15 protein-coding genes and 3 pseudogenes are annotated in these 18,037 nt (G+C 68.7%); 13 read left to right on the top strand and 5 right to left on the bottom strand.

Annotated features, from left to right (window positions below; all coding sequences use genetic code 11):
• The first annotated feature begins 26 nt into the window (after positions 1-26).
• Genes EV651_RS33820 through EV651_RS33805 form a run of 4 tightly spaced genes read left to right on the top strand, consistent with a single transcriptional unit; the run spans position 27 to position 3,823 of the window.
• Positions 27-1,076 (top strand): SLC13 family permease, encoded by a 1,050-nt coding sequence (locus EV651_RS33820; protein WP_238157367.1) that lies wholly within the window; start codon positions 27-29, stop codon positions 1,074-1,076.
• Between the two features lie 18 nt (positions 1,077-1,094).
• Positions 1,095-2,807, top strand: coding sequence for an AMP-binding protein (locus tag EV651_RS33815; RefSeq protein WP_133789325.1), 1,713 nt, complete (start codon positions 1,095-1,097; stop codon positions 2,805-2,807).
• 3 nt (positions 2,808-2,810) lie between these two features.
• Positions 2,811-3,578, top strand: a complete 768-nt coding sequence (locus EV651_RS33810; protein WP_133789324.1) for an ABC transporter permease — start codon at positions 2,811-2,813, stop codon at positions 3,576-3,578.
• Positions 3,575-3,823 carry a DUF2630 family protein gene (locus tag EV651_RS33805; protein WP_133789323.1) on the top strand — a complete coding sequence of 83 codons (249 nt, stop codon included), beginning with the start codon at positions 3,575-3,577 and terminating at the stop codon, positions 3,821-3,823. The genes EV651_RS33810 and EV651_RS33805 overlap by 4 nt, the downstream gene beginning before the upstream one ends.
• Positions 3,824-3,880: 57 nt before the next feature.
• On the opposite strand, the gene EV651_RS33800 is transcribed toward EV651_RS33805, so the two are convergent.
• Genes EV651_RS33800 through EV651_RS33785 form a run of 4 tightly spaced genes read right to left on the bottom strand, consistent with a single transcriptional unit; the run spans position 3,881 to position 6,634 of the window.
• Positions 3,881-4,303, bottom strand: coding sequence for a TIGR03667 family PPOX class F420-dependent oxidoreductase (locus EV651_RS33800; RefSeq protein WP_133789322.1), 423 nt, complete (start codon positions 4,301-4,303; stop codon positions 3,881-3,883).
• Positions 4,303-4,719 (bottom strand): CoA-binding protein, encoded by a 417-nt coding sequence (locus tag EV651_RS33795; RefSeq protein WP_133789321.1) that lies wholly within the window; start codon positions 4,717-4,719, stop codon positions 4,303-4,305. Before EV651_RS33795 ends, EV651_RS33800 begins: the two co-directional genes overlap by 1 nt.
• A gap of 2 nt (positions 4,720-4,721) precedes the next feature.
• A complete protein-coding gene (locus tag EV651_RS33790) occupies positions 4,722-5,360 on the bottom strand; it encodes a response regulator transcription factor (protein WP_202870630.1) in 639 nt (212 codons plus the stop codon).
• An 8-nt stretch (positions 5,361-5,368) separates the two neighbouring features.
• A complete protein-coding gene (locus EV651_RS33785; protein WP_238157366.1) occupies positions 5,369-6,634 on the bottom strand; it encodes a sensor histidine kinase in 1,266 nt (421 codons plus the stop codon).
• 120 nt (positions 6,635-6,754) lie between these two features.
• Here EV651_RS33785 and EV651_RS33780 point away from each other — a divergent pair, with 120 nt between their 5' ends.
• From EV651_RS33780 to EV651_RS33740, 9 genes and pseudogenes are all read left to right on the top strand, one after another.
• On the top strand, positions 6,755-7,522 hold the full coding sequence (locus EV651_RS33780; RefSeq protein ID WP_133789319.1) for an ABC transporter ATP-binding protein: 768 nt from the start codon (positions 6,755-6,757) through the stop codon (positions 7,520-7,522).
• Positions 7,522-9,465 carry an FtsX-like permease family protein gene (locus EV651_RS33775; protein WP_133789318.1) on the top strand — a complete coding sequence of 648 codons (1,944 nt, stop codon included), beginning with the start codon at positions 7,522-7,524 and terminating at the stop codon, positions 9,463-9,465. The genes EV651_RS33780 and EV651_RS33775 overlap by 1 nt, the downstream gene beginning before the upstream one ends.
• Before the next feature lie 59 nt (positions 9,466-9,524).
• Positions 9,525-10,133, top strand: a pseudogene (locus EV651_RS43440) (DNA gyrase subunit A); the annotation flags it as partial.
• A 39-nt stretch (positions 10,134-10,172) separates the two neighbouring features.
• Positions 10,173-10,784, top strand: a pseudogene (locus EV651_RS43435) (LAGLIDADG family homing endonuclease); the annotation flags it as partial.
• Between the two features lie 237 nt (positions 10,785-11,021).
• A pseudogene (locus EV651_RS43430) lies at positions 11,022-13,232 on the top strand (DNA gyrase subunit A); the annotation flags it as partial.
• Positions 13,233-13,237: 5 nt separating this feature from the next.
• Positions 13,238-13,939 (top strand): LppX_LprAFG lipoprotein, encoded by a 702-nt coding sequence (locus EV651_RS33755; RefSeq protein ID WP_133789317.1) that lies wholly within the window; start codon positions 13,238-13,240, stop codon positions 13,937-13,939.
• Positions 13,936-15,594, top strand: a complete 1,659-nt coding sequence (locus tag EV651_RS33750; RefSeq protein WP_133789316.1) for an MFS transporter — start codon at positions 13,936-13,938, stop codon at positions 15,592-15,594. Before EV651_RS33755 ends, EV651_RS33750 begins: the two co-directional genes overlap by 4 nt.
• A 46-nt stretch (positions 15,595-15,640) precedes the next feature.
• Positions 15,641-16,591: a sucrase ferredoxin gene (locus tag EV651_RS33745; RefSeq protein ID WP_133789315.1), complete on the top strand. Its 951-nt coding sequence runs from the start codon at positions 15,641-15,643 to the stop codon at positions 16,589-16,591.
• Complete coding sequence (locus tag EV651_RS33740) at positions 16,588-17,085, top strand: carbonic anhydrase (RefSeq protein ID WP_133789314.1); 498 nt, start codon at positions 16,588-16,590, stop codon at positions 17,083-17,085. Before EV651_RS33745 ends, EV651_RS33740 begins: the two co-directional genes overlap by 4 nt.
• Positions 17,086-17,154: 69 nt before the next feature.
• Here EV651_RS33740 and EV651_RS33735 read toward each other — a convergent pair whose 3' ends face one another.
• Complete coding sequence (locus EV651_RS33735) at positions 17,155-17,922, bottom strand: carbonic anhydrase (RefSeq protein ID WP_133789313.1); 768 nt, start codon at positions 17,920-17,922, stop codon at positions 17,155-17,157.
• Between the last annotated feature and the right edge of the window lie 115 nt (positions 17,923-18,037).

Raw genomic sequence — 18,037 nt, 5'->3', positions numbered from 1 at the left:
AACCGGCACGGCGGAGGGTTCTGAATTTGGTCGAGCGGATCGCGCCGGTGCTGGTGTTCCTCGTCGCAGTGACCGTCATCGCCGAACTGGCCGACCATGCCAAGGTGTTCGACGTCGCGGCGCGGGAGGCCGCGCACCTCGCCCGAGGGCGGGTCTGGCGTCTCTGGCTGCTGGTCGTCGCGCTGGCCACAGGCCTCACCATCGTGCTGTCCCTGGACACCTGCGCGGTCCTACTGACACCTGTGGTGCTGTCGATGGCCCGCCAACTGGACATCCCGCCGAAACTGTTCGCCTTCACCACTGTCTGGCTGGCCGGTACGGCGTCCCTCCTGCTGCCGGTGTCCAACCTCACGAACCTGCTCGCCCTGCACCCGTTCCGCAAGCTGGACGCCAGCTATCTGTCTGTGAGCTGGCGCCCTGCGATCGCCGCGGTCGTCATCACGGTCGTCGTGCTCGCGGCGCTCTTCCACCGCGACCTGCCACGCCGGTACGTCGTCCCGCCGACACCTGCGGTCGAGGACAAGGTCCTGTTCTGGGGCTCCGCGGCTGTCTGCCTGCTGCTCGGCCCGGCGTTCGTCTCAGGTATCGAGGTGGCTTGGCCCGCGAGCATCGGTGCGGTCGCGCTGGTCGTCCTCTTCGCCGTACGCCGGCGCAGCGTGCTCAGGTGGTCGCTGATCCCGTTCAAGCTGGTCGGCACCGTCGTGGTGCTGTTCACCGTGGTCGGGTTTCTGAGCTCCCACGGCCTCGAGGACGTCCTTCGGCGGGTCGCCGGCACTACCTCGGAGCTGCGCTTGAGCGCGACCGCTGCACTCGGAGCGAACCTGTTCGACAACCTCCCGGCGTACCTGGCCATGGAACCGGTCGCCGCGGACAGCCCGCACCGCATGCTCGCACTACTCATCGGTGTCAACTGCGGATGCCTGCTCACCCTGTGGGGCTCGCTGGCCACACTCCTCTGGCGGGCACGCTGTGACGCTGCCCGCGTCGACATCTCCTGGTGGTCGTTCCTCTGGCGCGGACTGATTCTCACGCCACTCGTGGTGACCGGAGCCGTACTCGCCCTGAATGGGTCCTGAATAGGTAATGTGCGCTGCATGGCGACGGAGCAGAGTACCTCGGAGGTCACCCGGGAGTTCCGGACGGCGCGCGACTTCCTGGTTGCGCATCGCGACGACTACGAGACGGCGTACCGGGACTTCAACTGGCCGGCGTTCGAGCGGTTCAACTGGGCGCGTGACTGGTTCGACGCGCTCGCTGTGGAGCAGCCCGAGGTGGCCGCGCTGACGATCGTCGAGGAGGACGGCAAGGTCACCTCGCGGACGTACGCCGAGATGGCCGAGCGGTCGCGTCAGGTGGCCGGCTGGCTGACCGAGGCCGGGCTGCAGCCGGGCGACCGCGTGCTGATCGTCCTCGGCAACCAGGTCGAGCTGTGGGAGACGATGCTCGGCTGCATCCGCGCCGGCGCGGTGATGATTCCCGCCACCACCCTGCTCACCGACGCCGACCTCGCGGACCGGATCTCCCGCGGCAACGTCCGCGCCGTCGTCACCAGCGGCGCCGACGCCGGCCGGTACGCCGGGATCGCCGACCACTGCATCCGCGTCGCCGTCGGCGAGCCGACGGAAGGCTGGCTGGCCTACGCCGACTCCGAAATCTACGAAGGCCCCGTGCCTGAGGTCGACACGGCGGCCGACGACTCGCTGCTGCTCTATTTCACCTCCGGTACGACGAGCCAGCCGAAGCTGGTCGAGCACACGCAGGTGAGCTACCCGGTCGGGCACCTGTCCACGATGTACTGGATCGGCCTGCAACCCGGCGACGTACACCTGAACGTCTCCTCGCCCGGCTGGGCGAAGCACTCGTGGAGCAACGTGTTCGCGCCGTGGAACGCCGGTGCGACCGTCTTCCTCTACAACTACACGCGGTTCAACGCCGAGAAAATGCTGCAGATGCTGCAGGAGTACGGCGTGACCACGTTCTGCGCGCCGCCGACCGTGTGGCGGATGCTGATCCAGGCGGACCTGTCCGCGGTCGAGGTCCGGATCCGCGAGTGCATCTCGGCCGGTGAGCCGTTGAACCCGGAGGTGATCGAGCAGGTCCGTACCGCGTGGGGTATCACGATCCGGGACGGGTACGGCCAGACCGAGACGACCGCTCAGATCGGGAACCCGCCCGGTCAGCCGGTCAAGCTCGGGTCGATGGGGCGCCCGCTGCCCGGGTACAGCATCGCGCTGATCGACCCGGCCACCGACGAGATCGGCGACGACGGCGAGATCTGCATCGAGTTGGCGCCCGCGCCGGTCCCGCTGATGCGCGGGTACCGGGACGCGCAGGAGCTCACCGAAGAGGTGATGCGGAACGGGTACTACCACACCGGCGATGTCGCGAGCCGGGACGAGGACGGCTACATCACGTACGTCGGGCGCTCGGACGACGTGTTCAAGGCCAGCGACTACCGCATCTCGCCGTTCGAGCTGGAGTCGGTGCTGATCGAGCACCCGGCCGTCGCCGAGGCGGCCGTCGTACCGTCGCCGGATCCGGTGCGGCTCGCCGTACCGAAGGCGTACGTCGTACTTGCCGCCGGCCACGAGCCGTCGCGCGAGCTCGCCGGGGAGATCCTCGCGTTCTGCCGCGAGCACCTGGCGCCCTACAAGCGGATCCGGCGGATCGAGTTCGCCGAGCTGCCGAAGACGATCTCCGGGAAGATCCGGCGGGTCGAACTCCGCGCGGACGAGGCCGCCAAGGTCGCCAAGAACATGGACAGCGGGACTACCGGGCAGACGTACGACGAGGCGGACTTCAAGTAAGCGATGTCGTTCCACACCGGGCTCGGCTGGGCCGCCGTCGTCGTCCTGCCGTTGCTGATCGTTATCGGAGTGGGAGCCTCGCGGTACGCCGGGCTCCGGCACGACAAAGGCATCGTCACGGCGGCGCTGCGTGCGGTCGTGCAGCTCGCCGCGGTGGGTGCCGTGGTCGGGATCGCGCTGCAGCACACGCTCGGCGCGATCGCGTTCGTGCTGCTGATGTTCGTGGTCGCGACGGTGACGAGTACGCGACGGCTCCAGCACACCATGGTCGTCCCGCGGCAATGGATGTACTGCGCGGCTGCGATCGGGAGCGGAGCGTTCGCCGTACTGATGCTCCTGATCCTGCCGGGCGTCGTACCGCGGAACCCGGCGAGCATCCTGCCGATGGGCGGCATCATCGTCGGCGGCGCGATGACCGCGACCACACTCGCCGGGCGGCGGGTGCTCAGCGAATACAGCAACCGGTACGGCGAGTTCGAGGCGGGACTGTCGATCGGGCTGCTGCAACCGGACGCGTTCAAGCTCGTGGTCGGCCCGGTCGCGGGTGACGCCCTGCTGCCGGCCCTGGACCAGACCCGCACCGTCGGCCTCGTCACGCTCCCCGGCGCGTTCGTCGGCATGGTCCTCGGCGGGGCCTCGCCGACCAAGGCGGCCGCGCTCCAACTCGTCGTACTGATCGGCCTGGTCGCGGCCGAGGCAATCGCGATCCTGGTGGTGACAGAGCTCTTGTCACGCTCGACACTTCCCGACGGCCGTACAGTTTCCTCATGAGCGACGACAAGAGCATCTTCAGCCGGATCGACGAACTGGTGGCCGAGGAGCATGAGCTGCGGACCAAGCACGCGGCGGGACAGGTGAACGACACCGACGAGCATGCCCGGCTCCGGGCGCTCGAGGTCGAGCTGGACCAGTGCTGGGACCTGCTCCGCCAGCGCCGCGCGAAGCGTGAGTTCGGCGAGAACCCCGACGACGCCGCGGCCCGCTCCGGCGACACCGTCGAGGGCTACCTGAACTAGAACCCACCCCACCGCCTTCACCTGGATGAAGGCGGTGGGTTCAGAGGTGGTGGAGGGTTAGAAACCGCGCAGTTTCCTGGGAGTGAGCCGGATCAGGACCGAGTAAGCAGCGTGGAACTGGTCCGGGCTCATGCCGAGGCCGGCGATGTCGGCGGCGTACTTCTCGTTGTACGCCGCCAGCTCGTCACCGCTGATCGGGTCAGGCTCGATCACCGCCGTACCGGAGATGACGCCCACGTCTCCCCCGGTGTGGGTGGCGTTGAAATTGACCGTGACCTGCGGATGGCCGGCGATGTTGCGCAGCTTGGCCTTGTCCGGCTCGCTGCTGATCAGGATCTCGTCGTCGTGCCAGAGGAACCACACCGGGGTCGGCGCCGGCGTACCCGACGGGGCGACGGTGGTCAGCCAAACCACCCGCTCGTCGGCGAGCTGCCGTGCGATCCGCTGGCCGAAGCCGGTGGACGTGTCGATCGTGAACATCAGTGGCCTTCGGAGGAGATCGGTCCGAGACGTCCCCACTCGATCGCCGGGCAGTGGTCCATCACCATCGTGAGACCCGCGGCCGTCGTTCGTGCGTAGGCGTCCTGATCCACTACACCGAGCTGGAACCACACCGCCTTGGCGTTGATTCCCACGGCCTGGTCCGCGATATCGCCAGCGAGCTCAGACCGCACGAACACGTCCACGCAGTCCACCGGGAACGGGATGTCCGCAAGCGTCGCGTACCCCTGCTCCCCGTGCACCGTCTCGGCCGCCGGATGCACCGGCACGATCCGCTTCCCATGACCCTGCAGAAACCGCGCCACGCCGTACGCTGCCCGGCCGGTGTTGTTCGACAACCCCACCACGGCCCACGTCTCACACTCGGCCAGGATCTTCCGAATCGCCTCGTCCATGACTAGCCCCTCAAATACGTCAGCACTGCGGAAACGCGCCGGTCCAATCCTTCGTCCAACCGCAGCTTGGCGAAGATATTCCCGACGTGTTTGCGGACGGCTGCCTCGCTCACCACCAACTGCTCCGCGATCGAGCCGTTGACGCGCCCCTCCGCCATCAGCGCTAGCACCTCCAGCTCGCGCGGCGTCAGCGCCGACAGGGGCCCGTCGTTCCGCCGCCGTGCCAGCAGCTGGCGCACCACCTCGGGGTCGACCACGGTCCCGCCCTCCGCGACCCGGTCCAGCGACTCGAGGAACTCGGTCACGTGCCCGACCCGGTCCTTCAGCAGGTACCCGATCCCGCCGGTCGTTGTCTCCAGCAACGACGAGAGGTACGCGTCCGCGACGTACTGCGACAGCACCAGGATCCCGATCGCGGGCAGCTCCGCCCGGATCGCCGCCGCGGCCCGCAACCCCTCGTCGCTGTTCCCGGGCGGCATGCGTACGTCGGTGATCACCATGTCCGGCGGATCCTTGCGTACGACGGCCAGCAGCGCGTCCCCGTCCCCCACGGCGTCCCGTACCTCGTGCCCGGCGCGATCCAGGATGCTGGCAAGCCCTTCCCGCAGTAGCAGCGAGTCCTCCGCCAGCACGATGCTCAATCTGGGGCTCAATCGCCGAGTCGGCACGGGCACTCCATCCTCAGTCGGGTCGGCCCACCGGGTGGGCTGTCGACGTCGAGTGTGCCGCCCAGGGCGTCCAACCGCGTCACCAACCCAGTCAGACCCGTCCCCGCACCGAGCTGCGCGCCACCGATGCCGTCGTCCTGCACCGTGATGACGAGCCGGTCGCGGTCCACCCAACCGGTCACCTCGCACGTCGACGCCTGCGCGTGCTTGGCGACGTTCGCGAGCGCCTCACTGACGACGAAGTACGCCGCGGCCTCGATCGGCCCCGGCAGCCGCGTCGGGATCGACAACCGCAGCGTCACCGGCAGCGGCATCCGATCGGCAACTTCCCGTACGGCGGCCTCCAGCCCGTGATCCACCAGCACCCGCGGATGGATGCCTCGGACAGCGGCCCGCAGATCCGCCAACGCAGCCTCCGCCTCGCCGTGCGCCTTCACCACCAACCGCCGGCCCTCGCCCTCCGGCAGGTCCAGCTCGGCCAGACCGAGCGTCATGGTGAGTCCGACGAGTCGCTGCTGTACGCCGTCGTGCAGGTGCCGCTCGATCCGCACCCGCTCGGTCTCGAACGCGTCGACCAGATCCAGCCGGGAACGCCGCAGCTCGGCGAGATTCCGCTGCAGTTCCTCCTGCCGCGGTCCGAGCATCGCCTTCGCCAGCGAGGCCTCCGCTCCGGCGATCACCCCGAGCAGGTACGAGCTGACGGCATAGAACACCGGCCCGAACACGATCAGGAACAGCAGACCTTCGCCGGCCGAGTTCAGGTCCCACGACCCCAGCATCACCGTGTCGCCGCCGCCGGCGAGCACCGGCGTCACGAGCGTGATGCCGAGGATCGTCGCGCCCAGGCCCCCGAACAGTGCACTCAGCGGCCAGACGAAGGTGCCGAGCAGGAACCCGTACCCGAGGGCCCGCATCGACGCCTGCTCGCGGCGCCGGAAGGTCAGCCGTGCCTTCAGCGACAACCCGGCAGGCAGGTTCGCGTGCGGACTGCTGATCCCGTCAAGGAGCATCAGCCCGGCCCGCCACCGCTCGACCCGGCCGATCACCACCCCGATCAGCGGGAACGCGCCGATCATCACGATCCCGATCAGGATCGGGCTCAGCAGCGCGCTCAGACCGGCGAGTCCGATCAGCACCCCGATCGACAGCACACCGACCGGCACCGAGGTGAGGAGGTACGCGTACACGCGCCACGGCCACGACGAGATCAGGTACCGCGGCGACGCCAGCGCGGCCCACACCGTCATAGGTCTCTCCACCGTGCCAACCCTAGGCGTGAGACAGCCCCGGGGCGGTAGCGTGCGCGCTACTGCAGGTCTCCCTCGTGGGCCAGGGTCCAGAACGCCGTACGCCGGTTTGCTGGGACTATGACCGCTACTGCGCCCACCTACCCGTACACCGCGCCGGCCGAGCCGCCTGCGCTGCTACTGGACGGCATCACCAAGACGTACCGCTCCAAGGCTGGGGCGGTCGACGCGCTGCGCGGGGTGACGTACCACTTCGCGCGGGGCTCGTTCACCGCTGTGATGGGCCCGTCCGGCTCTGGCAAGTCGACACTGCTGCAGTGCGCGGCAGGACTCGACCACCCGACCACAGGGACCGTGGTGCTCAACGGAGTCACCCTGCTCGGGCTGAACGAGGTGGAGCTAACGAAACTGCGACGGGCCGAGATGGGCTTCGTGTTCCAGGCGTACAACCTGTTGCCGTCGTTGACCGTGTACGACAACGTGGCCCTCCCCCTGCGCCTCACCGGCCGCCGCCCGGCGCGGAACGACGTACAGCGGGTGCTCGAACAGGTCGGTCTGGAGGAAAAGGCAAAGCGGCGCCCAGCCGAGTTGTCCGGCGGCCAGCAGCAGCGAGTCGCGATAGCACGGGCACTCATCACGCGGCCGTCGGTGTTCTTCGCGGACGAGCCGACCGGCGCACTGGACAGCGGCACGAGCCGGCAGATCCTCGGACTGTTGCGGGAGGCAACCGACCGCGCGGGCCAGACCGTGGTGATGGTGACCCACGACCCCGTCGCGGCCGCGTACGCCGAGCGCGTGCTGTTCCTGTCCGACGGGCTCCTCGCCGGCCACCTCGACCGCGCCACACCCGCCCAGATCGCCGCGGCGATGAGCGACCTGGAGCGGTGATGTTCTTCCTCAGTCGGCAGACCGTCGGGCGGCACCGGTCGCTGTACGCCGGGTCGTTCGTGGCGCTCGCGGTCGGGGTGTTCCTGCTCGGGCTGGCCGCGACCGCGACGGCCGCCACGATCGCCTACCACGGCCCGGCCTCCGCCAGTATCAGCGTCACGACGCTCGGCGGCGACGGTACGGCGCCCCAGAACGTGAAGGTGCCGTTGTCGGACGCCGATGTGTCCGGTTTGCAGACCGTGCTCAGCATGGTCGGAGCGATCAGCGGGTTCATCACGATCTTCGTGATCGCCAGCACGTTCGCGTTCGCCGTCGCGTCGCGGCGGCGGGAGTACGGGCTGCTGCGGCTGATCGGAGCGACGCCGCGGCAGATCCGCCGGATGGTGCTCGGCGAGGCCGTCGCGGTCGCGCTCGCCGCATCGCTGACCGGAGCGATCGCGGCTCAGCTCGCGACACCGCTGTTGCTGCGCAAGGCGTCGTACACCGAGTTGGCACCCGTGAAGCTGGAGCCGGCCTCGCCGTGGGTTCCGCTCGCGATCGCCGTCGGGGCGGGAATGTTGGTCGCGATGCTCGGTGCGCGTTCGGCGGCCCGGCGGGCGGGCCGGGTCGGGCCTGTCGACGCGTTGCGCGAAGCCTCGCTGGAGCCGCCGCGGATCGGGCCGGTGCGGGTCGTGTTCGGGCTGCTGTTCCTGGCCGGTGCGATCACCATGCTGACGCTGATCCGGCCGTCGAGCGGTGAGGGCGCCGTACCGCTCGCGATGTTCACGCCGATGGTGATGGTGATCGCGCTGACCCTGCTCGCGCCCCTCGTCGTGCCGCTGGTCGGACGGGTGTGGGCGGTTCCGCTCGTCGCGTGGACGCAGGTGTCGGGGCGGCTGGCGCGGAGCAACGTGCTCGCGGCACCGCGGCGGAGTGCGTCCCTCGCGTCGCCGATCCTCGCCATCTCGGCGATCGCCGGGTCCATGGTGCTGAGCCTCAGTTTTGCCGCGGACAGTGCGGCGGCGACCATCCGGGACGCGGTCCGGGCGCCGATCGTCGTCACCGGAGCAGCGCCCGTGGCCGGCGCTGGTGTGAAGGCGGTGGATGCGGGTGTGCCTCTTCAGGTGGTTCGGGTGGCGGCCGACTACGCGGAGCTCGAGGATGCCGAGGGGATCGATCCGGTCGTCGCGTCGCAGACCCGGGACCTGACCGTTCGGTCCGGTGATCTCGGCGCGCTGACCGGCAATACGGTTGCTGTCAGCAAAGAGATGGCGGGGTTCGAGGGCTATCGCGTCGGCGACGAGGTCCCGGTGGTGTTCCCCGACCGGACGCCGGTGAAGCTTCGGGTGGTCGCGATCGTGAAGGACGCGTTCGGCGTGAACCCGTCGTTCCTGATCCCGCTCGAACTCGCGCGCAAGCACGCACCGGAGGCCCGGACGGAGCGGAGTTTCGTCCTGCCCGCCGACGGGATTGCTCCGGCCGACCTCGCGCAGCGGATTCCCGGTGCGCAGCTGGCGACCGACTGGGAGGCCGACCAGGCGGAGGGTCTGCGGAAGGGGAACCGGCTGGGGCTCGTCATGCTGCTCGGGCCGGCCGCGCTCTACAGCGCCATCGCGATCGCCAACACGCTCCTCATGGGCAGCCTGCAGCGCCGTCACGAGTTCGTCACCTCACGGTTGCTCGGTGCGACGCCGGCGCAGCTACGGCGCATGGTGCTCTGGGAGTCGTCGCTGGTCGGTGCGGTGGCTCTGAGCCTCGGGGCCGCGATCACGATCACGGTCGGCGTTCTCGTACGGCACTCGATGACATCAGGCGTCGCCGACGTACCGATCACCGTGCCGTGGGGCATCCTGCTGGGCATCGGCGGACTTTGTCTGACGCTGGCGGTAGGGTCCGCTCTGGCCCCGACTACGTACCTCCTGCGGGTCGTGGCCGGGCAAAACGTAATCCAGCAGGGACAATAGGTACGGCGCCGGACCGTCGCGGCGCCCGTACCGCTTGATCGAGGAGTTCGTAGACCCGCATGGCACGTCGTACCAGTACCGCCGAACCCGAGGACTTCGAGGAGCACATCCTCGACGTCGACGTCTCCGACGAGATGCGTACCAGCTACCTGGAGTACGCCTACTCGGTGATCTACTCCCGGGCGCTGCCCGACGCCCGGGACGGGCTGAAACCGGTCCAGCGGCGGATCCTGTTCTCGATGGCGGAGAACAACATCCGCCCCGACCGCGGCCATGTGAAGTCGGCCCGCGTCGTCGGTGAGGTCATGGGTAAGTACCACCCGCACGGCGACGGGGCGATCTACGACGCCCTGGTCCGCACCGCCCAGCCGTGGTCGATGCGCGTGCCGCTCATCGACGGCCACGGCAACTTCGGCTCCCTCGACGACGGCCCAGCCGCGATGCGGTACTGCCTGACTGGTGACACCCGGGTGCGGCTCGCTGACGGCAGCTCGCCCAAGATCGCCAACCTGATGAACCTGCCGGAGAACTCCGAGGCCTACCTGGACCTGGAGGTTCTCGACAAGGACGGCAAACCGGTCCGTGCAACCAAGTTCTTCAACTCCGGCGTACACCCGGTGAAGAAACTGGTGACGAAGAGCGGCCATTCGCTTCGCGGCAGTCATAACCACCCGGTGCTGTGCCTTGTGCCGGTTCTCGGTGTGCCGATGTTCCAGTGGCTGCGGCTGGACGAGGTGAAGCCCGGCACGGTGGTCTGCCTCGCCCGCAACGCGTGGACGACGGACGTCCCGATGGCCCACGAAATGACGCTCGGCACACTGTTCGGCGCCTGGGTGTCAGAAGGGTTCGCTTCCGCGGAACGAGCTGGATTCAACAACACCGACCCGGAGTACTTCGAGTACATTCTCGCCGCGTACGACGCTGTTGTCGGCGGCCCGCGCTACGTCTACTCGAGGAAGACACGGTCAGAGCGCACCATCCACGAGCTCGACGTTCAGAACCTGACGGCGTTCCGGGAGAGCCCGCTGGCGAAGCTGATCGGGTTCAAGGCAGCCGAGAAGCACATCCCGGAAGCAGTGTGGAACGGCACGGTCGGCCTCAAGCGCGCGTTCCTGATGTCGCTCTACGAGGGCGATGGCGGAATCCGCCAGGCCAATGACGCGTCGATAACCGTCCAGTACTCGACGTACAGCCAGACCTTGGCCGCCGAGCTCCAGGAGCTCCTGCTCGAGTTCGGCGTGCACAGCAACCTGACGCATTACGCCCGCGGCGAGTATCGGCTGGTGATCTCCGGCCGACACAACATCCACGCCTTCCACGAGCGGGTCGGGTTCCTGGCCGCCAAACGGCACAAGCTACAGGAACTGCTGCACAAGACGCCGCGGTACACTCATCGGCTCACCGGCGACCACGCGCCGTACGTCGCGGACTTCGTGCGCGAGTCTCTCGGCGCCGGCCGGGGCACGGGTAAGAGCTGGCTGCTCAACCACAACTTCGATCGTTTCGAGCGCTGGCAGGTCGACCGCAGCTTGCTGGTCAGCAAGTTCGAGGATCCCGAGATCCTCGGCGTCGTCGCGCCGATCATGGACTCCGGCTATCGCTTCGTCGAGGTCGCTGCGGTCGAGGACTGCGCGCCCGAGGCGGTGTACTCGATCCGGGTGGACAGCGACGACCACTCCTTCCTCGCCGGTGGCTTCGTCAACCACAACACCGAGTGCCGGATGGCGCCGCCTTCGATGGCGATGACGACCGGTCTGGACGAGGACGTCGTCGACTTCAAACCGAACTACGACGGCCAGGAGACCGAGCCGTACGTCCTGCCGGCCGCCTTCCCGAACCTGCTGGTCAACGGCGCTGCCGGGATCGCGGTCGGTATGGCCACCAACATGGCCCCGCACAACCTGGTCGAGGTGATCCAGGCGCTCCGGCACCTGATCAAGACGCCGGGCGCGGACCTCGACGACCTGATGCGATTCATCCCCGGGCCGGACCTGCCGACCGGCGGCAAGATCGTCGGCCTGGAAGGCATCAAGGACGCGTACGCGACCGGCCGCGGCAGCTTCAAGATGCGCGCCACCGCACGCGTCGAGAACGTCACCCCGCGCCGCAAGGGCATCGTGGTCACCGAGCTGCCGTACTCCGTCGGTCCGGAGAAGGTGATCGAGAAGATCAAGACCTTGGTGCAGAGCAAGAAGCTCCAGGGCATCGCCGACGTCAAGGACCTCACCGACCGTACGCACGGCACCCAGCTCGTCATCGAGGTCAAGAACGGCTTCGTCCCGGAAGCGCTGCTCGAGCAGCTCTACAAGCTGACCCCGCTCGAGGACGCGTTCCACGTCAACAACGTCTGCCTCGTCGAGGGCCAGCCGCGCACCCTCGGCCTGAAGGAGCTGCTCGAGGTCTACCTCGAGCACCGGTACGACGTGACCCGCCGGCGCAGCGAGTTCCGCCGGAAGAAGGCCCAGGACCGGCTGCACATCGTCGACGGCCTGCTGATCGCGATCCTGGACATCGACGAGGTCATCCAGGTGATCCGCAGCAGCGACGACTCGGCCGAGGCCCGGGCCCGGCTGATCGAGATCTACGACCTGTCCGAGGTCCAGGCGAACTACATCCTGGACATGCCGCTGCGCCGGCTGACGAAGTACTCCAAGCTCGAACTGGAGACCGAGAAGGGCGAGTTGGAGCGCGAGATCGAGGCGCTGACCGCGATCATCGAGGACGTCGCACTGCTCCGTAAGACGGTCTCCGACGAGCTCGCCGAGGTCGCGAAGACGTACGGGACGCCGCGGCGGACCGTGCTGCTGGAGTCGTCCGGCGCGACCAAGACGGCCGCCGTGCCGCTCGAGGTCAGCGACGACCCGTGCTGGATCCTGATGAGCTCGACCGGGCTGCTCGCGCGCACCAACGGCGTGGAGCCGTTCGGTCCCAGCGACTCGCGTGCGAAGCACGACGCGATCGTGTCCGCGGTGAAGAGCACCGCCCGCGGGCAGTACGGCCTGATCACCAGCGCGGGCCGCTTGATCCGGCTCGAGTCGCTCGACCTTCCCGCCGTACCGACGACGGCGAACGCGCCGAACCTGCAGGGTGGCGCGCCGATCGCGGAGTTCGTGTCGCTGGACCCGGGTGAGAAGGCGCTCGCACTGACCACGATGGATCCGGATTCGGTCGGGGTCGCCCTCGGTACGGCGGGTGGCGTCGTGAAGCGCGTCGTACCGGATCACCTCAGCAACCGTGACTCGTGGGAGATCATCGGCCTCAAGGACGGCGACGAGGTCGTCGGAGCGGTCGAACTGACTACGGGTGACGAGGAGCTGTGCTTCATCACCTCCGACGCGCAACTGCTGCACTTCCCCGCGTCGGCCGTGCGGCCGCAGGGGCGGACCGCGGGCGGTATGGCCGGCGTACGGCTCGCCGCGAAGGCGAAAGTGGTCTTCTTCGGCGCCGTCGACACCGGGCGTGAGGCGCAGGTCGTCACCATCGCGGGCTCGTCGTCGGCCCTGCCGGGGACCGAGGTCGGCGCGGTGAAGGTGACGCCGTTCAGCGAGTACCCGGGCAAGGGCCGCGGGACCGGTGGTGTGCGTTGCCAGCGGCTGCTGAAGGGCGAGGACGGCCTGCTGCTCGGGTATGTCGGCACGGCGCCGGTGAAGGCCAGCGCGAACAGTGGCGCACCGGTCGAGCTGCCACCTGTCGACATGCGGCGCGACGGCTCCGGCGTACCGGTTGCTCAGCCGATCGCTGCATGCGCTCCCGATCTGGCAGGCTGACCTCTGTGAAGAGAGTGCTCGCGCTGTGCGCGGTCGTGGTACTTGCGGTGGCGGGCTGTAGCGACAAGAAGGACACAGGCGGGAACCAGCCCACCGCAGACGCGGTCGGGCTGCTGACCGACGTCAAGAAGACCATTGACGAGGCCGCCAGCGTGCACATCGTGCTGACCGGGCGCGACCTGCCGGACAACGCGCAGACGCTCGCCAGCGGGGACGGCGTCGCGACGCACGCGCCCGCGTTCAAGGGCAAGCTGACCGTGCGGTCGTCCGGTTCCCCGATCGACGCCGACGTGGTGGCGGTCGGGAGCAAGGTCTACGCCAAGGTGTCGTTCTCCCCCAGCTACATCGAGCTCACGCCGGCCCAGCTGGCCGGCCTCGGCGCACCCGACCCGGCGATCCTGCTCGATCCGGCGAAGGGCCTGACCGCGGTCCTGCCGACGCTCAAGGACGCCAAGGTGAAGGGCGAGACCCGCGAGGGCGCGAAGGTCCTCACCGAGGTCACCGGCTCCGTCGACGGCAAGTCCCTCCAGGGCATCTTCCCGAAGGCCCCGGCCGACCAGAGCTTCCCGAGCACCTTCAAGATCGACAAGAGCAGCAAACAGCTGATCTCGGCGACCATCACCGGCCCGTTCTACTCCGGTGCCACCAGCAGCTACGACGTCACTCTGGACAAATACGGCGAGAAGATCGAAATCACGAAGCCGTGACCCCGAGGACCCGCCTCACGCTGGCTTCGATCGCCGTTGCGTTTGCGGCGGCCGATACGTACGTCGTCGTGCTGGCGTTGCCGGACATGATGGCCGGGGTCGGGCTGTCCGCGGACGAGTTGCAGCGGGCGGCGCCCATCATCTCCGGGTTCCTCCTCGGATACATCGCCGTACTGCCGCTGATCGGGCGGATCGCAGACGTTGCCGGTCGTACGCCGGTGCTCGTCGGGGCGCTGTTGCTGTTCGCGGTCGGGTCGCTGATCACGGCCGGTGCCTACGACCTGCCCCTGGTGGTAACCGGTCGGTTTCTTCAAGGGGTCGGCGGCGGCGGACTGGTGCCGGCGACGCTGGCGTTGGTCGCGGACCTGTGGCCGGCGGAGCGGCGCGGGTTGCCGTTGGGCGTGGTCGGGGCAGTGCAGGAGCTGGGCTCCGTGCTGGGTCCGTTGTTGGGTGCCGTCGTACTCGCGGTAGCTGACTGGCGGTACATCTTCTGGCTCAACCTTGTCGTCGCCGTCGTCCTCGCGCTCCTGCTTCGCGGCCGCTGGCGACCACGGCTCTCGGGCGCCGTCGGGGTGCTCGCTTGTCTTGCGCTCGGGCTGACACTCACAGCACCGGATCGGCTTGCGTCCGGGGTGACGCTCGGTTTGCCCTTTGTGCCCTTCACCGGCACGTCCCGGCTGCTCACGCCGATCGGGGTCGTCACGCTGGTACTGGCGCTTGTCTGGCTCGGTCTCGTGCTCTGGCGGACTCGTGGACATCTCACCGCAGTGCTCTCGCGAGTCGACCTCGTCGGTGCGCTGCTGCTCGCGCTGGCACTGGCTGGTGTCGTGCTCGCTTTCGCGACGGCGGACCCCGAGCGCGAACTGATGTCGCCCGCTGGACCGTGGCTGCTCGTCACCGCCGCCGTGTTCGCCGTCGCCTTCGCGCTGTGGCAGCGTCGTACGGCGGCCGCGATCGTGCCTCGTGGCCTGCTGGGTGGCCGCCCGGCGTGGGGCTCGTTGGTGGTCAGCTTTCTGATCGGATGCGCGCTGATCGCGGCGCTGGTCGACGTACCGGTGTTTGCCCGCACGACACAGGGCGGTGGACAGCTGGCCGCCGCACTGGTCCTGCTGCGGTTCCTGATCGCTCTTCCGGTCGGTGCGGTCGTCGGCGGGTGGCTGACCCGGCGCTATGGGCTCGGATTGATCACCGGTGCCGGGCTCGGCTTGTCCGGGGCGATGTTCGTCGTGATGACGTTCTGGAGCCGTACGGCGCTGGATCACTGGCCGGCGACCGTCGTACTGCTCGTCTGCGGCTTCGGATTCGGCCTGGCGCTGTCACCGCTCAACACCGCGATGCTCGGTGCAACGCCCGCCGACAGCCACGGCCTCATGAGCGCGCTCGTCGTGGTCGCGCGGATGGTCGGCATGCTCGTCGGCGTCTCGGCGCTGACCGCGATCGGCCTCCGCCGGTACTACGCGATTGCCGACGGCATCAAATCGCCCAACGAGCTCTGCCCGAACTCCCCCGGCGACTGCCGCCCGTTCGTCGACGCGCTCCGCGACGCGGCCGTTTCACAAGTTCACGCGATCTTCGCCGGGGCCGCCGTGTGCGCGTTCCTGGCCGCCGCTCTGGGTGTCCTGCTCCTCGGGCGGCGTGGCGTACTGCACACATGATGATCATCATGAGGGACAGGCGTCTCAGGTCGCGTAACGTGAAGCCGTGACACCTGGTACCCCTGCTCCTGCCGCCGGCCTGTGCTCGACGTTCTGTCGGGTACTGCAGGAGCCGTTGCCCGGTACGGCGGTGGTCGCGACCGGATGGGTCGTTGTCGAGCAGCCCGGTCCGTGGGGTGCGAAGGCACCTACACAAAGTCACCTCGACCCGGGATTCGGTGGCGCCTTCGACGACGAGTGCAAGAAGGTCGACGTACGGTTCGGCCTGATCCGCTCCCCTGGCCGGCACGCGGACTCGGTCGAGCGGGCGCACCAGGTGTTTGTCGCCTCCACGAGGCCGGGGAATTCGTGGCTGCTCGGCGGCCAGGTCGCGGATCCGTCCGAGCTCACCGACCTCGACCTCGGCGCGGTCGCCCGTGGTGATCGCGCAGCCGCTGTCGCCTCACTGCCCGTCCTGACACCGCTCGACGAACCGATCGTGCTGGTCTGTACCAATGGGAAGCGCGACGAGTGTTGTGCGCTACTCGGACGGCCGTTGGTGTCGGGGCTGGCTGAGCGCGTGCCGGGTCGGGTCTGGGAGGCCAATCACCTCGGCGGGCACCGGTTCGCGCCGACCGCGACGTACCTGCCGGCCGGGACCATGCACGGGCATCTCACCGTCGACACAGCTGTCGAGGTGCTGGCCGCGGCCGACCGCGGCGAAACAGTGCTGACCGGGCTGCGCGGCCGGTCCACCTGGACCAAACGCGGTCAGGCCGCTGAGGTCGCCGTACGTTCATTGATCGGAGATCTGTCATTGGATTCGTTGGCGGTCGTCGGCGAAGGCGCCGACACCGTCACTGTCCAGCATGTCGACGGGCGGGCGTGGACCGTGCCGGTCACCAGTGCACCAGCCGATCCACCCCGTCCGGACTCTTGCGGAAAGGAACCGTTCGCCATGTCGATTCTGCACGCCGGTACCCCAGTGTCAGGCCCAGTGTCAGGGCCAGTGCGATGAGCGGGGGGTTCGACGACCTGCTCGCCGCCAACGCGGAGTACGCCGCCGACTTCCACTACGGCGGATTCGACGGCATCGCCCATGCCGGGATCGGCCTCGTCACCTGCATGGACTCGCGGATCCCGCCGCTGGAGATGCTCGGTCTCAAGCCCGGTGACGCGAAGGTCCTGCGGTCCGCCGGCGGGCGGGTCACCGAGGTCACGATGACCGGCCTGGTCCTCGGCGTCCAGCTGCTCGGCGTCCGGCGGATCATGATCATCCCCCACACCCGCTGCGCGATGGCCGCGATGTCCGAGGACGACCTCCGCGCGAAGGTCGAGCGGGCCGCCGGCAAACCGGCCGGCTACTTGCCGATCTCGGTCATCCCCGACCAGCTCGAGGCCCTCCGCCGCGACGTCGCCGCCGTCCGCGAACACCCCCTGATCGGCCAGGACATCCTCGTCGGCGGCTTCATGTACGACGTGGACAACGGCCGCCTCACCCAAATCGACTGACCGACACGGCGGGGCACCGTCAGACGAGCCGGGGTAGCCCCTGTTCTTGCCCGGGGTAGGGCGTGTTCATCAGGGTTCGAGGGTGACTTTGCCGGTGTCCAGTTCGTAGTAGGCGCCGGCCAGTTGGAGGTCGCCGGACTTCTCCAGTGGGGCGATGACGGGTGACCGGCGGAGTTCGGCGAGGACGTGGGTGACGTTCGCGTGGACGGCGTTGGTGAGGCGGTCGCCGGGCTTGCCGGAAGTCTGGCGGACGGCAGGAGCAAGGGTGTCGACGAGATAGCCCAGCTTTCCGGGGTGCCTGGTGGGTTCGTCGACGGCCTTGATCGTGGCGTCCAGCGCGCCGCAGCGTTGGTGGCCTAGGACGAGCAGGAGTGGGGTGTGGAGTTCCGCGACTCCGAACTCCAGGCTGCCGATCACGGACCGGTCGAGCGCCCCGCCGGCGCTGCGTACGACGACCAGATCGCCGAGGCCCTGGTCGAAGACGAGCTCGATCGGTACGCGGGAGTCGACGCAGCCGAGGATCGTGGCGAACGGGTGCTGTCCCTTGCTCACCGCGATCCGCCGAGCGATCCCCTCGTCGAGATCCTGCTCCTCGGCGGCGACGAACCGCGCGTTGCCCGCCAGCAACCGCTCCAGCGCCTGCTTGCCATCAGCAACCACAGCCGACGTGAGCGGCTGGCTTCCGACCACACCCGCCGACGTGTGCGGCCCATCACCTCCCACCGCTGCGCCCGGCGACGTACTAGGATCGGCTTCCGTAATGCAGGCAGCGAGGGCACCGGTGCCCAAGGCTGCGCCGCAAGCGGTGAGGATGTGGCGGCGGGACGGAGTCTTCATCGGCGGGTCTCCTCACGCGCACACGGCCGGGGCGGTGCCGTCTCGTCGACCGTAGCAGATTGCATACAGTCTGCAGTACCCATGAACACCGAGGATCTCTCGGATCCCGCCCGGA

Origin of the sequence: Kribbella sp. VKM Ac-2571, from assembly GCF_004362255.1 — a bacterium.
Lineage (GTDB): Bacteria > Actinomycetota > Actinomycetes > Propionibacteriales > Kribbellaceae > Kribbella > Kribbella pratensis.
The sequence above is the reverse complement of the archived record's forward strand: the minus strand, read 5'-3'. Positions and strand labels throughout refer to the sequence as shown.

Excerpts from the sequence above, each read along its gene's own strand:
- EV651_RS33780 (WP_133789319.1), top strand. The coding sequence starts at position 6,755 with ATGACCGCTACTGCGCCCACCTACCCGTACACCGCGCCGGCCGAGCCG.
- EV651_RS33795 (WP_133789321.1), bottom strand. The coding sequence starts at position 4,719 with ATGGACGAGGCGATTCGGAAGATCCTGGCCGAGTGTGAGACGTGGGCC.
- EV651_RS33810 (WP_133789324.1), top strand. The coding sequence starts at position 2,811 with ATGTCGTTCCACACCGGGCTCGGCTGGGCCGCCGTCGTCGTCCTGCCG.
- EV651_RS33740 (WP_133789314.1), top strand. The coding sequence starts at position 16,588 with ATGAGCGGGGGGTTCGACGACCTGCTCGCCGCCAACGCGGAGTACGCC.
- EV651_RS33775 (WP_133789318.1), top strand. The coding sequence starts at position 7,522 with ATGTTCTTCCTCAGTCGGCAGACCGTCGGGCGGCACCGGTCGCTGTAC.
- EV651_RS33815 (WP_133789325.1), top strand. The coding sequence starts at position 1,095 with ATGGCGACGGAGCAGAGTACCTCGGAGGTCACCCGGGAGTTCCGGACG.
- EV651_RS33785 (WP_238157366.1), bottom strand. The coding sequence starts at position 6,634 with ATGACGGTGTGGGCCGCGCTGGCGTCGCCGCGGTACCTGATCTCGTCG.
- EV651_RS33735 (WP_133789313.1), bottom strand. The coding sequence starts at position 17,922 with ATGAAGACTCCGTCCCGCCGCCACATCCTCACCGCTTGCGGCGCAGCC.
- EV651_RS33805 (WP_133789323.1), top strand. The coding sequence starts at position 3,575 with ATGAGCGACGACAAGAGCATCTTCAGCCGGATCGACGAACTGGTGGCC.
- EV651_RS33800 (WP_133789322.1), bottom strand. The coding sequence starts at position 4,303 with ATGTTCACGATCGACACGTCCACCGGCTTCGGCCAGCGGATCGCACGG.